Below are 15708 nucleotides of genomic sequence, written 5' to 3'. Positions count from 1 at the left end.
GCCCCGCCCGTTCGTGGAGGTCAGTCGAAGAGCTCGTCGGCGTCCGTCACCTTGACAGCTTTGGCGATCCAGCCGTCGAGTTGATCGGAGTCGGTGCATTCCTCGATCCGCTGACGCGCGTCAGCTCCGACCGAAACAGCGAGCACGTCCAGCAACTGGAGTAGCGCCTCCCGCTTGCCTTGGGTCAAGCCTTCCTCGCGGCCTTCCTCGCGGCCTTCCGCGAGGCCTTGAGCACGGCCTTCCGCGCGCCCCTGACCGACGTACTTGCGGGCGAAGTCGCTCTGCCACTCGTAGGTTCCGGTTGCCATGAGTTCCTCCCACATCAGTCGAGCCGAGGCGCTGAGCTTGGACTCAATGAAGTCATAGTAAATGAGCCGGGTGTGTTCGGGCAGGTCGTCCAGGGCCGATTCGGCGGCCTTGAGTACCGCGGGGTTGTCCCCGTGCGTGGCAGCCGAGAGGACGGCCAGCTCCGGGAGGCGCTTCGCGCGGTCGATGTCGTCGATGACCGGGGTGTTACTCGGTCCCAGGACCGCGGGCCGAAGCACGGCACCACCGGTCTCGAGTTCGATCGGGCGGCGTGCCCACCGCTCCGTCGCCACGTCCGGGCAGACCACCATCAGTCGAACCGGGCAGCGCAGCTGCTCCCGGACCGTGGCCAGGTAGAGGGGCCAGGTGTAGGGCTTGTCGTTGTCCTTCTTCTGCTGAACCTCCGAGAGGATCGCGAGCAGTTTACGGCCGTCGTGGTCATAGAGAACGACGACGTTGTCTGATTTGAACGGCGTTGGTTTGAGTTTGGTGTGGTCGCCACAGCCGAGCTCCGCGCGGGCGAAGTCGGGAACGGGGAAGCCGAGCGTGTCACGCAGCATGAGAGGGACTAGGGACGGCCTGTTCTGGAGCAGGCGGACCTGGAGCTCGTGGTCGAATCCTGGCATGGTGTGAAACTACTGAGCGCGGCCTCATGATTGTGGTGGAATCGGTAAATCAGTCGGCGCTGACCACGAAGGCGGTGCCCATGAGTCGTTAGGACTCGGCCCGGTTTGGAGAGATGGGGGCGGAGGTCGGGTCCGGCCGTGTGATCGGTCGGCGGTGCGGTGCTCGCGCCACGGAGGTACAGGGTTTTCCGGAGCGGTTCGAATCGGTCCCGTGCTGGTCCTCCGCCGGCAGCAGGGATCTCCGTGGATTCCCCTGTGTTGTGGTCGAAGCACCTCGTCGGATACGTTGTGTGAGAAGTTGACAATTGAAAAGAGGAAGGGTGTTTTCGCTTTTTTGGGAAATTTTCTTCCGGTGTCGAGTCCGATGGTGGGCGGGCGTGTCGGTATCCGGTCCCGGCTGCTGCAGGGGTCACTGAAATCCGGATTCACGTGTATCCACGCCGGAGGTCCGGTGGTTTGCCCCCTACCGCTGTGACCGCCTTGATCCCTTGTTGGCGCCGGGGCGAGATCCGATCGTCGGATCTCGTGGAGTGAAGGTGCCGGTGCGATTCCTGGGGAATTGCTTGATCGAATATTGCCTGTCAGGTAACGAATGTTAATGAAGTCTACCCGCTGGTAGTATAACTTGTTATAGTTTCGCGCATCAGAGTGGTCTGGCATCATTACTTCGGGAGTTGTTGTCTGTGCGCCAGTACAAGAGTCCCCCAAAGATCGAAATCACCTCTGAACAGCGCCTTTCCGATGTGGTCTTCGACCGTGCGCGCCGTGAGCCGAACTCCGTTCTGCTTCGCCGAATGGAAGGCGAGCAGTGGCGCGACGTCACCGCCGCCCAGTTCCGCGACGAGGTCGCGGGCCTCGCCAAAGGGCTGATCGCGGCGGGAGTGGAGCACGGTGACCGGGTCGGTCTGATGGCCCGTACCTGCTACGAGTGGACCCTTGTCGACTACGCGGTCTGGACGGCCGGCGGGGTCACCGTTCCCATCTACGAGAGCTCCTCGTCAGAACAGATCCAGTGGGTGCTGGACAACTCCGACAGTGTCGCGACCTTCGTCGAGAACGCCGACCACGAGAGCCGCGCCCGTGCGGTCACGGAGGAGCTCCCGGAACTGCGCTCGCTGTGGCGGATCGACGCCGGGGCGATCGCCGAGCTCACCTCGAACGGGGCCTCGGTCAGCGACGAGGTACTCGAGCAGCGGCGACGTGAGGGGCACTCGGGTGAGATCGCCACCATCATCTACACCTCCGGTACCACGGGACGGCCCAAGGGCTGCGAGCTCACGCACGCCAACATGCTCTCTGCCGTGCGCAACGTGATGGCCGGGCAGCTCCGCTCCCTGTTCACCGTTGGCGACCGCTCGACCCTGCTCTTTCTCCCCCTGGCCCACTCCTACGCCCGGCTCATTCAGGTGAGCTGTGTCGAGTCGGGGACGACGATGGGCCACTTCCCCACCACCGGCCCGGAACTGCTGGACGGCCTCGCCGGGTTCCGGCCCACCTTCCTGCTGGCCATGCCGCGCGTGTTCGAGAAGATCTACAACCGCTCCGAGCAGACCGCCTCATCCCAGGGCAAGGGAAAGATCTTCGCACGCGCCGCCCAGACTGCCATCGACTACAGCATCGCGCAGCAGTCGGGTGGTCCCGGGCTCGGCCTCAGGATGCGCCACGCGCTGTTCGACAAGCTGGTGTACGGCAAGATCCTGGCCCGGGTCGGTGGCCGCGCCACGCATGCCGTCTCCGGTGGTTCGGCGCTCGGTGAGCGGCTCGGCCACTTCTTCCGGGGTATCGGGCTGACCGTCATCGAGGGCTACGGGCTCACCGAGACCTCGGGGCCCGCTACCGTCAACGATCCGAACGCCATCAAGATCGGTACGGTCGGGCAGCCGCTCCCCGGGGTGGCGGTGCGTATCGCCGACGACGGTGAGGTCCTCGTCCAGGGACCGAACGTGATGTCCGGCTACTGGCGTAACGAGGCCGCCACCGCAGACTCCTTCGACGAGGAGGGGTGGTACCGCACCGGCGACATCGGTGAACTGGATGACGAAGGCTACCTGAGCATCACCGGGCGCAAGAAGGAGATCCTGGTGACCTCCGGTGGCAAGAACGTCGCCCCGGTGGTGCTGGAGGACCGGGTCAACAGTCATCCGTTGGTCAGCCAGTGCATGGTGGTCGGTGACAACCGGCACTTCATCGCCGCTCTGGTCACCGTTGATCCCGAGGCGCTGGAGTTCTGGAAGGAGACCCACGGCAAGCGCGGCGGAATCCGTGAGCTCATCAGGGACCCGGATCTGATTGCTGCCGTCCAGGAGGCCGTTGACCGGGCCAACTCGGCGGTCTCACGGGCCGAGTCGATCCGCAGGTTCGAGATCCTGCCGGTCGAGTTCACGAAGGAGGGCGGCCAGATCAGCGATTCCATGAAGCTGAAGCGGCACGTTGTCACCAAACAGTTCGCCGCGGAGATCGAGGGCATCTACGCCGACTGACGCTCTGGCGGGCCGGGACGCGACCGCGTCTCGGCCCGCAGCGCTGATCAGCCTCGGTGGCCCTGCCCGAGGGGCGGAGCCCCCGCCGGTTCGTTCAGGTTGGCCTGGCACCAGCGCCGGAAGGTGGCCAGGCTGATCGTCAGACCCTCGTCCTCACACAGCCGCTGGTGCACGACCGACATCGATGCGCCCTCGCGCAGCTGCTCGGCGATGTGCTCCCGGTATGGGCTGATCACCGGCCAGGTCGGCTTGCGCAGGCGTGTGTCCCCCAGCGCCGGGAACCACTGGTGGGCCAGTTCGGCCCAGCGCTCCCGGGACACGGGTGGGCCGCCGGGGGCCATCCCCGCACGGGCCGCGGGCGCGAGGTACTTGCGCACGGTTTTGCGGTCCATGCCCAAAGACACCGCTATCCGGCTCTGGCTGTGGCCCGCGTGCCACATGGTCAGTACGCGGACGATGTCGTCGGTGGTGAAGGATCTTCTGGCCATAGACATCTCGGTGTTCCTCTGATGTGGACGTCGTCCACGCGGACGGGTGCTGGTCAGCGGGGCACCCGTGGTGCGGCGGCCTTCCGGGCCGCAGCGGCGATACGTTCGGCGTCGTGTCGGACGAACCCGGTGAGCGCTGATCCCCGGCTGCGCATCAGGTACAGCCCGAGGAAGTACAGGCCAGGGTGCTCCCCGATCCCCTCGGTGTGCCGCGGACGCCCCTCGGGGCCCAGAAGAGCCGGGTCCAGCCACGACCAGTCGTTGCGGTAGCCGGTCGCCCACAGGACGGAGGCGGGCCGCAACCGTTCGCGGTCCTCGGTGATGATCTCCGCACCCTCGGCCCGGACCGCTCGGCCCACCCTGCGCACCCGTTCACCGTCGAACAGTGCTTTCAGGTCAGCGCCGAACAGGGGGTCGGGCCTGTCGAGCCGGCGGCCGAGCGGGCTGTCCACGCGCAGGCTCATGAGGCCCACGGCCGACAGCCACCAGAAGATGTCCCGGCCCAGGAAACGCTGGGGTAGGGCGGGCCCCAGGCTGCCCACGCTGACCACGACCCGGCGGTCGGCCGACAGCTCCTGGGCGATCTGCACGCCGGAGTTGCCGGAGCCCACCACCAGCACCTCGCCCGGAGGGAGCTGCTCGGGGTTGCGGTACTCGTGTGAGTGCAGGCTGGTCACCGATGAGTCGAGTTCGTCGGCGAAGGCGGGCCTCACCGGGGTCTGGAAGGCACCCGCGGCGATCACCACCTGCCTGACGCGCACGGTCACGGTCCCGGTGCCGGTCCGAGCCCTCACCTCGAAGCCGTCACCGTCCGGCCGTACCGACAGCACCCGGTGGTCCAGACGCACCGGCAGATCGAACCGGGCCGCGTACTCGGTGAAGTAGTCGGCGACCTCGTCCTTGAGCGGGTAGCGCTCGGGGTCGCCGGGGAAGGGCATGCCGGGCAGTGAGGCGAACCTGGCCGAGGTGAACAGGCGCAGTGAGTCCCAGCGCAGCCGCCACACCTGCCCCAGTTCCTCCGCCGCGTCGAACAGGACGAAGTCCAACCCCGCCTTGCCCAGATGGTGGCCCACGGACAGGCCCGCCTGCCCAGCGCCGATCACGAGGACCTCGGTGTCGTACTCACCCGTCATGCTGCTCGCTCCTTTCGAGGGGCCCGCCGTGGACGGGAGTTCATTTCCGGTATGTTTCGCGCAGTGCCGGGTTGAGGGCCTCGTGGAAGGCGCCGAGGGCTCCGGTGACGAACAGGTTCCGGGTATGGGCGCGCCGGATCTTCCCGCTGGTGCTGCGTTTGATCTCGCCGGGGGCGACGAAGCAGACCCCGTCCACGGGTACGTCGGTGGCGCCGGAGATCTCCGACATCAGCAGCGCGGACAGTTCCTCGGGGCGGGCCCCGGCGTTGGCGGGGTCCAGTTCGTGCACCACCACGACCCGTTCCACGCCGTCGACCGGGACACCGAACGCCGCGCCCGCCCCGGAGAGCTCCGGGTGTGCGTCCGTAGCCAGGCGTTCCAGGTCCTGGGGGTAGAGGTTGCGCCCGCGCACGATGATCAGTTCCTTGAGCCGGCCGGTCACGTACAGCTGTCCCTCGAAACACACCCCCAGGTCGCCGGTGCGTAGGAAGCTTCCCTCCTCCTCACCGGACGGCTGCCCTGTCCCGACCGGCGCGGGTGCGGCGAAGGCCCGTGCGCTCTCCTCCTCCAGACCCCAGTAGCCCCGGGCCACGCTCGGTCCGCGCAGCCAGATCTCGCCGACCCGGCCATCGGGAAGCGCGGTGCCGTCGACGGGGGAGACGATGAGGGTGTCGAAGCCGCAGGGGACCACCCCACAGGAGGTGAGCTCTCGGGCGTCCGCGTCGTCCGCCTCCACCGGGACCAGGCGGTCCCGCTCCAGCGCGCCGGCGGATACGTGGCGCACCACGGGTCGTTCACCCGCCGGGCTGCCGGTGACGTACAGTCCCACCTCGGCCATCCCGTAGCAGGGGCTGACCGCCTCCGCTGCCAGCCCGGCGGGCGCGAACCGGTCGGTGAAGGCGCTCAGGGTCGCAGGGTCGACCGGTTCCGCGCCGTTCAACGCGGTCACGACGGAGGACAGGTCCATGTCGGCGGCCCGTGCGGAATCGATTCGGCGCAGGCACAGGTCGTACCCGAAGTTCGGTGAGACGATGGCATGCACACTGAGGTCCCCGGCCCGTTCCAGCCACAGGGCCGGTTCGCGGACGAAGGAGATCGGCGACATCAGCGCGCTGCTCCCGCCAGACATCAGCGGAGTGAGCACCCCGCCGATCAGCCCCATGTCGTGGTAGAGCGGCAGCCAGCTCACCATGCGGAATCCGTCTGGGACGCCGGTGCCGCGCCTGATGAGCTCCATGTTGTGCCGCAGACCGGCGTGGGTGACCATCACCCCGCGCGGCTCCGAGGTGGAACCGGACGTGAACTGCAACAGGGCGAGTTCGTCGGGGCGCGGGGCTGGCCCGTCCCAGGTCCGGTCGCTCCCGAGGGTGCCGCTCGCACCATCCCGGCCGTCCGTGCCCTCAGAGGCGTCCGTGGCCAGGCAGGCGATCTCCTGGCCGCCCGCCGCGTCGATCTGTTCGGCCAGCGGTCCGATGCTGGCTGTGTCGGTGAGCACGACCGAGGCCTCGGAGGCGGTGACGATACCGCGCAACCGGCTGAAGCGGCTGCCCCGCGGATTGAGGGGAAGCGGCGCGGGCACCGGGACCATGCCCGCGTAGAGGCAGCCGAAGAAGGCCACACAGAACTCGGTCGTGTTGGGGAAGGCGAGCACCACCCGTGATCCGCGCGGGTTGGCGTCGTTCAGGTGGGCTGCCAGAGCCCGGGCCCGCCGGTCCAGTTCGCCGTAGCTGAGGACCACCGGGTCCGCGTCCCGGGGCCGGTCGGGGTAGGAGCGGACCGCCTCCCGGTTCGGATCCTCCTTCGCCGTTCTCCACAGGCTGTGGACCAGGGTCTCGTCGGTGTTGGTGTGTGCGTTGTCCATCTCAGAACCGTTCTCCTCGGTGCCTGGCCGTCGGCCCGGCTGCCGGGCCCGGGGCCCAGTCGCATGGGCCCCGGGGCCGGGGGTGGTGGTTGCGGTTTGCCGGGCAGGGGCCGGGCCCTCAGGCCGGCGAGCCGCCCAGCGGGATCGGGAGCAGAGCGAAGGAGTTCTCCTCCGACCAGCAGCGGAGCATCTCCTCCTCCACGGCGGGGACGCACTCTTCGTCCAGGTACTGGTCCGGTCGCATGCGGGACAGCACGCGGCGCAACGCGAGGACGGCCCACTCCGGTCGGGAGAGCAGGCCCTGCCCGTCCTCCCGGTTGACTAGCCAGGAACGCACACACGCGGTGGCGGCGAACAGCAGGCAGTACCGGCGTGCCACCCCGAACCCCCGGGCGCAGGAGTACAGCGGTCGCCTGTCGGCGGTGAGTTCGTCCACCTCGGCCAGCAGCCGCTCGCGCTCGGTGTCCACCTCCCGCGCCACCTTTGCCAGCGCCCGTTCAGCCGGGCCCAGGCCGGCGGCGGACTCCACCTCCTCCAGGGCTGACGGCCACCCCTGGAACACCTCGTCGGTCCCGCCGTTGCTCATCCGGAACCGCGACAGGTCCATCCGCCACAGGGGCTGTTCGGCGAAGGCTCCGAAGAGGTCGTGCATCAGCGCCGGATCCGGGTCCCGCGACGCCCGGTCCCCGCACCCGCGGAACAACTGCGGCAGCTGTGAACAGACCACGTGTAGCTGGACGTGGCCGGTGCCCTCGAACACGCTGATGATGCGGCCGTCCCGCACCACCTTCTGGAACATGCCGCCGTAGACGCCCTCCCGAAGGAAGTTCCGGGCCGCCATCACCCCGGACAGGCTGTTCAGGACCTCCTCGCCCATGGCCGGGAGCAGGTACTTGGTGATCGAGGACCACAGGCTGGACCGGTTCGGCGCCGCTGCCAGGCCCCGTACCGCCGCCCGGCCCACGCACTCCATGACGAGCATGTCGACAAAGGCCGAGACCACCTGCTCCCGGATGACGGGGAGGTCGTACACCGGTGCGCCGTACAGCTGCCGGGACCGTGTGTGCTGCACGGTGATGCGCAGGGCGGTGTCCGCCAGCCCCATCGCCATGGCGGTCACCGCGATCCGGCTCGCCTGGAGGGTCCTGAGAGCGATGTCCAGGCCACGCCCCCGGACTCCCACCAGGGCGTCGCCGGGCAGCTCACAGTCCTCGAAGGTGAGCCCGGACAGGTCGATGGCGCGCAGGCCCGACGTGCGCACGCGGGGCTCCGGGTGCCAGGTCCGCGGGTCCAACTCGGACTTGTCCACGAAGAACGTGGAGAACGCGCGGGGCCCGGCGCGCCCGGTGCGGGCGAAGACGGTGGCGAACGTTCCCCGGTTCCCGTTGCCGATCGGCCACTTGGTGCCGTTGAGCCGCCAGCCTCCTGCCTCGGTCGCCTCCGCGGACAGGGTCGCCGAGAGCACGTCCCCGCCGCTGGCGGACTCGGAGAGCCCGAAGGAGCCCAGTCCGCCTTCGAGCAGGAGCTCAGCCAGCCGCTCCCGCTGCTTTCCGGTACCGCACGCCCACACGGGCAGTCCAGCCAGGAGGTTGATCCCCGAGGACAGGGCCGGTGCCATGTCCCGCCTGCTCAGAGCCCGGATCATCTCGTACAGCTCGGGCAGGTCGTGGAAGTCGCCGCCGTGCTCGGGCGGCACGTAGTGGGCGGTGTAGCCGCCGGCACGCATTGCTTCCAGGCACCGCAGCGGAGCCTCCTCCCGCTCGTCGGCCTCCAGCTGCATGGCGAAGGTGACCGGAGAGGCCGGGTCCTCGGGGTCCCCGAAAGCCCGTTCCAGGGCGGCCGCGGCACGGTGTGTGGGAGGCAGGAGCCGGTCCTGGGGGTGGTCGCGCAGGGAGGTCCCGTTCACACCGCACCCCCGGCCGCGCCGTTCACCACGGGCCGTTCGACCCAGTGCCGCCGTTGTTCGAAGGGGTAACCGGGCGGTTCGGCCCGGCCCGGCGGGCGCTTGCCCAGGGCCTCGTCCCAGCGCACGCGGGCCCCTTGCGCCTCCAGCGTGGCCAGGGACGCCAACGCCACCGGTGACGGCAACGCTGCCCCGTTGAGGCCCCCGGCGGGCAGCGGGACCAGCGGACCGTCCACCGCCGCGGAGCCGAACACGAGTGCGGTGTCACAGCCCAGTGCCACCGCCTCGGACAGGCCCGCCTTCAGAGACACCCCAGCGGCGGGTGACCACACACTCTCGGGTGTCTCGTCGCTTATCTTCGTCGCCACGTCCGCTCCGGGGCCCTCCCCGACGAGGGCCACCGGTTCCACCCCCCACCAGCGCCACCACCGCACCGTCGCCTCCAGTTCGCGGGACTCGACGTCCCCGCCCAGGGCCATGACGACGCGGGGGGCGGAGCCCCGCGCGGTCCGACCTCGCACCACCTGTGGCGTGCTCGGTCCTTCGGGCTGGTCCACGACGGCGCGCAGGCCCTTGCGGAGCTCGGCACCGGTGCCGGCGAGCACGACGGCGTTGTGCGTCAACCGGGCACGGTTGACCGTGGTGTGCCAGCAGTGGGAGTCCAACAGACCCTTGGGCAGGTTCTCCAACCGATCCAGGTGGGCGGCGGCCAAAGCGGACAGCGCGCTCGGGGTGGCCGCTGACAGACGTAGGACGTGCTGGCGGCCGGGTACGGGTACCGGGGCTTCGGCGCCGGTGTTCGTCCCGGGCGCTCCGGAGAGCACCACGTGCGCGTTGGACCCGCCGATGGCGAAGGCGCTGACGCCCACGACCCGGTCCGCACCCTCGGACGGCCACGGCCGCGCCTCGGTGACCAGCTCCAGTCCCGCCCGTTCGACCGCAGGGTCGACGGTGCCGGTCACCCGGTGTGCGGGGATCAGGCCCCGGTCCAGGGCCAGGGCCGCCTTGATGATCCCGGCGATCCCACCGGCAGACTCGGCGTGGCCGATGACCGACTTCACCGTGCCCACCAGACAGGGCTCGTCCGCCGGGCGGCCGTGTGCCATCACGCCGCGCAGCGCCTCCAGTTCGATACGGTCGCCCATCAGCGTGCCCGTACCGTGTGCCTCCACCAGGTCCACGTCCCGCGCCTCCAGGCCCGCGCGGTCCAGGGCGGTGCGCACCACCTCGGTCTGGGCGGCCGGGCTGGGCGAGGTCATGCCGTTGCCTCGGCCGCTGTGCGAGACGGCGGCTCCGCGTACCAGGGCGTACACGTGGTCGCCGTCGGCCAGCGCGTCCGAGAGGCGCTTGAGGACCACCGCGCCCACGCCCTCGGAACGGGCGATTCCGTCGGCCTCGGTGGAGAACGACTTGCATCGGCCGTCCGGGGCCAGCACCCCGATCTGGGAGAACCACACACTGGTGTGCGGCTCCAGGATCAGGTTGACCCCGCCCGCCACCGCCATGGAGCACTCACCCCTGCGGAGGCTCTCGCAGGCGTCATCGACGGTGATGAGCGAGGAGGCGCACACCGCTGTCGTGGTCACGCTGGGCCCGCGCAGGTCCAGGGTGTACGAGACGCGGTTGGCCGGGCCGTTGAGCGAGTTGCCCGCACCGAAGTGCGGGCCGATCGCGGAAGGGTCGACCCCGAACCGCGCGGCGTAGTCCACCGAGAACATGCCGGTGAACACCCCGGTCGCGGAACCGGCGAGGGAGTCGAAGGGGACCAAAGCGTCCTCCAGGGCCTGCCACACCACCTCCAGGAAGATTCTCTGCTGGGGGTCGGTGGCGGCCGCCTCGGCGGGGGAGAGGCCGAAGAAGGCGGCGTCGAAGGACTCCACGTCCTTCAGGAAGCCGCCCTCGCGGGAGGCGATCCGGCCCGGCTCGCCCGGTGCGCCGGCCAGCATCGCCTCCGCGTCCCAGCGGTTCGCGGGGATGGGGCCCGTGGGGTCGGTGTCACCGGTGAGCAGGTTCCAGAAGGCGTCCTTGCCGTCGGCTCCGGGGAAGCGGCAGCCGACGCCGATGATCGCGATCGGTTCCGGCGCGTCCGCGGAACCCGTGGTGTCCTGTTCCGGTGTCGTTCCGGCAGAGGCCGCGGGGGCGGCGGGCGCGCCGGGCCGCAGGGGTCCGGGATCGTTTTCGGGTGTGGCGGCGGCCGTCGTATGCGCGACGATCTCGGTGATGGTCGGATGTGTCCAGGTCAGGGTGTCCGGGACGGGTGTCCCTAACCGCTCCTCCAGGTCCAGCGCCAACTCCACGGCGTGCACCGAGTCCACGCCCAGCGACGACAGCGACGCCGTCACGTCCACCTCACGCTCGGCCAGGCCCGTCGCCCCGGCCACCCAGGCGATCACGAAGGCCCGTACCTCGTCCGGGTCCGCTACCCCGTCCGGTCCGGTGCCCGTCGGCCCGTGACTGCTCTCCCCGTGTGCGCTCATGCGCCCGTTCCTCCTTCACGCGGCGCCGCCGTCGGTGCGCCGTCCAGGTGTGTGTTGATCTCGTTGGCCAACGCCGCCACGTGTGGCGGGGCCAGGATCGTGTGGTGGGTGCCGGGGACCGGAGAGGTGCTCGCCGTTCCCCGGGTCAGCCGGGACCACCCCCAGTCGGGGTCGGCCCCGTGCGGGTGGTCGGCGAACTCGCTCACACGGCCGGTGTCCGCGCGCAACAGGTGGATACCGGCGTCGACCGGCTCGGGTCGGTAGGACCAGCACGCCGATACCACGCGCTCGAAAACCGTGAACAGCGCGCCGAGCCGCTCGCGGTCCACCTCTTGGCCCGACACCCCGCCCACGGCCTCGTGCAGGACGTCGAGCCGCTCCCCCAGAGAGTCCGCTGAGGCCAGGCGCCTCCCCAACGTGGCGTTCGTGGCGCCGGTCCCGGCGCCCAGGTCCTCCAGGAACCACAGCAGCAGCGTGATCTGGTCGAACCCACCCCCGGGGCCGGGTTCCAGGGGCGCAGGCGCGTCCATCACCAGCAGCCGTTCCACGATCTCGCCGGCCTCCTCGAGACGGCGGACCAGCTCCAGGGCGATGACCGCACCGGAGGACCAACCGGCGATCACGTAGGGGCCCGAGGGCTGTTCGGCGCGCAGGGCGGCCAGGTAGACGTCGGCGAAATCCTCGACGCGGTCCGGCACCTTCGCCCCGGTCAGGGGGTCGGGGGCCTGGAGTCCGTAGCTCGGCCGTCCCAGCAGCTCGGCGAGTTCGCGGTAGCAGAGCACGTTGCCGCCAGCGGGGTGCACGACGAACAGCGGCGCCCTGCGCGCGGGGGTCCCGAGCGCCGAAGGTTCGGTGTGGGCCGAGGGGCCAGTCTGGGCCGAAGGAGCGCCCGCGACCCCTTCGCCGAGGGCTACCAGCGGTGACCACGCACCACCCCCGCTCGTCTCGATGAGTGCGGCCAGCCCGGCGACGGTGCGTTCGGACAGCAGCGAGCCCAGGGTGATCTGGGCGCCCAGCGTCTGCCGGACCCTCGTCACCACCAGCAGCCCGGCGAAGGAGTGCCCGCCGACGGCGAAGAAATCGTCGTGCGCCCCGATGGGCCCGTGTTCCAGTACCGCTTCCCAGATCGCCGCCAGCTCCCGCTCCAGCCGGGTGCGTGGGGCGGTGAACGGTGGACGCTCCGCCTCCTCCGCTCTTGCCAGCCTGCCCAGAGCGTCTCGGTCGAGCTTGCCGTTGGGGGTCACGGGCAGTGCGTCGATCAGTGTCAACGACGAGGGCACCATGTAGTCGGGGACGTTCAGCGCGAGCGCGGCGCGCAGGGCCGCCGGGTCGAGGCCCTCGGCGCCGGGCCGAGGAACAACGAACGCGGCCAGTCGCTTCCCGGCATCCGCCCCGGTTCCGGAAACGGCCACCACGGCGGCGTCACGCACACGCGGGTCTGAGAGCAGGTGGTACTCGATCTCCCCCGGTTCCACCCGATAACCCTGGACCTTGACCTGGAAGTCGGCCCGGCCCAGCAGTTCGATGGTCCCGTCGGGCAGGTATCGGCCCAGGTCGCCGGTGCGGTAGATCCGCTCTCCGGTGCGCGGGTGGCGGACGAAGGCCGTGTCCGTTCTCTCCTTGTCGCCCCAGTAGCCCAGGGCCAGGCCCACGCCCCCGATGTGCAGGTGGCCGGTGGTCCACACCGGGCAGTCCCGGCCGCTCCCGTCCAGGACGAACCACGGCTGGTTGGTGAGCGGTCGCCCGTAGGGAATGCTCGTCCAGGCCGGGTCCACCTCGTCGATCGGATGGTGGATGGACCAGATGGAGGCCTCCGTGGCCCCGCCCAGGCTGATGACCCGCGCGTTGGGAGCGATCTCGCGGATCTGGTCCGGCAGGGTCACGGGGATCCAGTCACCGCTGAGCAGCACCGTCCGCAGGCCGGGCAGGCGCGTCCCGCTGGCCTGGGCGGCGTGGACCAGCAGCCGCATCAGGGGCGGCGCGGAGTTCCACACGCTGACCCGGTGGCGGAGCATCAGCTCCAGCCAGGCCTGGGGGGTCCAGTCGGTCGGGTCGGGCAGCACCAGGGTCGCACCCGCGTCCGCTGTCCCGAACACGTCGTACACCGACAGGTCGAAGCAGAGCGAGGAGACGCCCAGCACCACGTCGTCGGGGCCGATCCCGTGGCGCCGGTTGATGTCGGAGTTGGTGTTGACCGGTCCTCGGTGGTCGATGGCCACACCCTTGGGGCGGCCGGTGGACCCGGAGGTGTAGATGATGTAGGCGAGGTCGTCCGGAGCGCGGGTCTGGCCGTTGGGGACGTGAGCCCCACCCGGGGCGGCGCCCGGCGGGTCGAGCACGGTGACACCGTCGTAGCCCTCCGGGTTGATTGTCGATTCGGCCACGGCCACCCGTGCTCCGGAGTCGGTGAGCACCGATCGCACCCGCTCCGCCGGCCACGCCGGATCCACGGGGACGTATGCGCCCCCGCAGGCCAGGACTCCGTGCACCGCAATGATCTGGGCGAGGCACTTGGGCAGCACGACCGCGACCCGGTCGCCCGGTTCCACCCCCGCCAGCCGCAGTCGCTCGGCGAAACGGTCCGCGGCCCGGGAGAGCCCGGCGTAGTCCATCTCCCCGTCGGCGGCCACGAGCGCCCTCGCCCGAGGGCTGCCGGTGGCGGCTGTCCGCAAACCCGAGTGCAGCGGGCGGTCGGGCACGGGCGAGACGGGAACGAGTGACTCCCGCAGGGCCGGGGTGTGTTCGGGCAGCAACTCCAGACGCGGTTCCTCCCACAGCCGGGGTGTGTCGGCGAGCCGGTTCAGCAGGGTCTCGTAGGCGGCACACAGGTCCTCGAAGAACCCCTCGGGGAACGCCTCCTCAACCACGTCCCAGACGACCCACAGTCCGCCGTCCGGCAGTTCCCAGAACTGGTGGTCCGCCAGCGCCTGCGGGGTCTCCAAGCGACTGAACGAGGTCTGCGGCATGGGGGTGCCCGCCAGGCCCGGGGCGACCACGAAGGGGCAGGCGGCGGTGCCGGGGGAGCGGCGTCGCCGGTTCAGTTGCTCCAGCACGGCGACCCCGCCGACGTGCAGGTGCTCCATGTCCTCGCGAGCCCGTCGCTGGAGGGCCAGGGCGCGTTCGCCCAGCGGGGCCTCGCCTCGCCAGTCGAACTCCAGCGGGTACATGGACGAGAAGTTGCCGAAGGCCTCGGCCATCTCCTCGGGAAGGAGCAGTCGCCGGGTGATCTGGTTGTTGAGGATGAAGTGGTCCGAACCGCTCCACCCGCTCACAACCTCGCCGTACACGGCGAGCAGGGCGTAGACGGGGTTCAGTCCGCGTTGCCGGGCCGCTCGGCCGAAGGCCTCCCAGCGTTCGGGGGCGAGGATCACTTGGCGGCGGCGGAGTTCGTGCCCCAGGGCGTTCCCGCCTCCTGTCCCGGGGCGCCTTGGCAGGTCGGGCGGGCCGGGCATGGTTTCCACGCGTCGGGACCAGTACCGGCTTGCACGGGACCCCAGAGGGGACTCGGCTAGCTCGGCGAGGAACCGCGCCGCGTCACGAGCGCCGTAGGGGCGCGGGGCCGGCTCGGATCCGGGGGAGGCGTAGCAGGCCTCGATGTCGGCGAACAGGGACAGGCCTGAGGGCAGGTCCATGAAGAAGTTGCTCATGTTGGCGTGCAGTCGGCACTGTCCCTCGCCGTACAGGCTGAGCTGGAAGTCCACCCAGGGCCAGCGGTCGAACGGCAGGGGCGAGCCGGCCAACCGCTCCCTCAGCCGGTCCATTTCCCGCTGTTGTTCGGCGGTGGTGAGGCCGCGCAGGTCGTGGACGCGGACGAGGGGTGGGGTGAACTCCGGTAGCGGATGCAGGCGCAGGTCGTCACCGAGGGTGGCGAGCGAGTCCATGCGGTGCCGCAACGCCTCGTGAACGGCCTCACGGAAGCGTTCGGGGTCCAGCCCGGGGCGTTCCTGTTCGGCGTAGTAGTGCGGTTCGACGGTGAACTCCATGCCCGCACTCGCGCCGACGGCGAGCATGCGCTGCATGTCGGTGAGGTCGTAGGGACCGGTTTCGGTGGAGAGCGGGGGCGGGGGCCCGGAGGGCGGTGCGGCGCGCCGGCCGTCGGCCCGGGTGAGCACGAGCGCCACCAGGTCGTCCAGGGTGTCCTGGGAGAGCACTTCCTGGGCGGTGAGGTCGGCATCGAGGTCGCGCTGGATGAGGAAGCGCAGTCGCACGGCGGTGAGCGAGTCGAGCCCCAGTTCGCTGAGCCGGTTGTGTCGGGCGCGGACGGCCAGGTCCGCGGCCTCTTCCTCGCCGAGCCCGGCCAGGTGGGCGGTGTGTTCCACCAGGGTTGTGCGGACGTCCTCGGCCGAGTGGGGTGAAGCGTCGTCCCGGGGGTCCGCCGTCGCAGTCGTGTCAGACGCCATCCCCGAGGCATGGATCTTATCAATGTTCATTGGC

At 70.1% G+C, this 15708-nt stretch carries 8 protein-coding genes; 1 reads left to right on the top strand and 7 read right to left on the bottom strand.

The features are described 5' to 3' along the window. Positions 1-20: 20 nt before the first annotated feature. Positions 21-932, bottom strand: a complete 912-nt coding sequence (locus D457_RS0101665; RefSeq protein ID WP_026116224.1) for a hypothetical protein — start codon at positions 930-932, stop codon at positions 21-23. A 683-nt stretch (positions 933-1615) separates the two neighbouring features. Here D457_RS0101665 and D457_RS0101660 point away from each other — a divergent pair. Further along, positions 1616-3412 carry an AMP-dependent synthetase/ligase gene (locus D457_RS0101660; protein WP_017578899.1) on the top strand — a complete coding sequence of 599 codons (1797 nt, stop codon included), beginning with the start codon at positions 1616-1618 and terminating at the stop codon, positions 3410-3412. A gap of 47 nt (positions 3413-3459) precedes the next feature. Here the strand turns inward: D457_RS0101660 and D457_RS0101655 are convergent, their stop codons facing one another. The 6 genes from D457_RS0101655 to D457_RS31680 form a co-directional block, all read right to left on the bottom strand. Further along, positions 3460-3900 (bottom strand): hypothetical protein, encoded by a 441-nt coding sequence (locus D457_RS0101655; RefSeq protein ID WP_017578898.1) that lies wholly within the window; start codon positions 3898-3900, stop codon positions 3460-3462. Positions 3901-3953: 53 nt separating this feature from the next. Next, entirely contained in the window at positions 3954-5033 is a 1080-nt protein-coding gene (locus D457_RS31695) for a flavin-containing monooxygenase (RefSeq protein ID WP_017578897.1), read from the bottom strand. Between the two features lie 40 nt (positions 5034-5073). Beyond that, the gene (locus D457_RS31690) at positions 5074-6894 is read right to left on the bottom strand and encodes a fatty acyl-AMP ligase (RefSeq protein WP_017578896.1); all 1821 of its coding nucleotides are present in this window, start codon (positions 6892-6894) and stop codon (positions 5074-5076) included. A 118-nt stretch (positions 6895-7012) separates the two neighbouring features. Continuing rightward, positions 7013-8800, bottom strand: coding sequence for an acyl-CoA dehydrogenase family protein (locus D457_RS0101640; protein ID WP_017578895.1), 1788 nt, complete (start codon positions 8798-8800; stop codon positions 7013-7015). Further along, positions 8797-11274, bottom strand: a complete 2478-nt coding sequence (locus tag D457_RS31685) for a type I polyketide synthase (RefSeq protein WP_017578894.1) — start codon at positions 11272-11274, stop codon at positions 8797-8799. The genes D457_RS0101640 and D457_RS31685 overlap by 4 nt, the downstream gene beginning before the upstream one ends. Beyond that, positions 11271-15674 (bottom strand): non-ribosomal peptide synthetase, encoded by a 4404-nt coding sequence (locus tag D457_RS31680; RefSeq protein ID WP_051072833.1) that lies wholly within the window; start codon positions 15672-15674, stop codon positions 11271-11273. The genes D457_RS31685 and D457_RS31680 overlap by 4 nt, the downstream gene beginning before the upstream one ends. Positions 15675-15708: the final 34 nt, after the last annotated feature.

This window comes from Nocardiopsis valliformis DSM 45023, assembly GCF_000340985.1.
Taxonomy (GTDB): Bacteria; Actinomycetota; Actinomycetes; order Streptosporangiales; family Streptosporangiaceae; genus Nocardiopsis; species Nocardiopsis exhalans.
This window is presented reverse-complemented; position numbering and strand designations above follow the sequence as displayed.

What these genes read in the sequence shown, in the direction of transcription:
- D457_RS31690 (WP_017578896.1), bottom strand. Translation starts at nt 6,894, where the DNA reads ATGGACAACGCACACACCAACACCGACGAGACCCTGGTCCACAGCCTG.
- D457_RS31695 (WP_017578897.1), bottom strand. Translation starts at nt 5,033, where the DNA reads ATGACGGGTGAGTACGACACCGAGGTCCTCGTGATCGGCGCTGGGCAG.
- D457_RS31685 (WP_017578894.1), bottom strand. Translation starts at nt 11,274, where the DNA reads ATGAGCGCACACGGGGAGAGCAGTCACGGGCCGACGGGCACCGGACCG.
- D457_RS31680 (WP_051072833.1), bottom strand. Translation starts at nt 15,674, where the DNA reads ATGGCGTCTGACACGACTGCGACGGCGGACCCCCGGGACGACGCTTCA.
- D457_RS0101655 (WP_017578898.1), bottom strand. Translation starts at nt 3,900, where the DNA reads ATGGCCAGAAGATCCTTCACCACCGACGACATCGTCCGCGTACTGACC.
- D457_RS0101665 (WP_026116224.1), bottom strand. Translation starts at nt 932, where the DNA reads ATGCCAGGATTCGACCACGAGCTCCAGGTCCGCCTGCTCCAGAACAGG.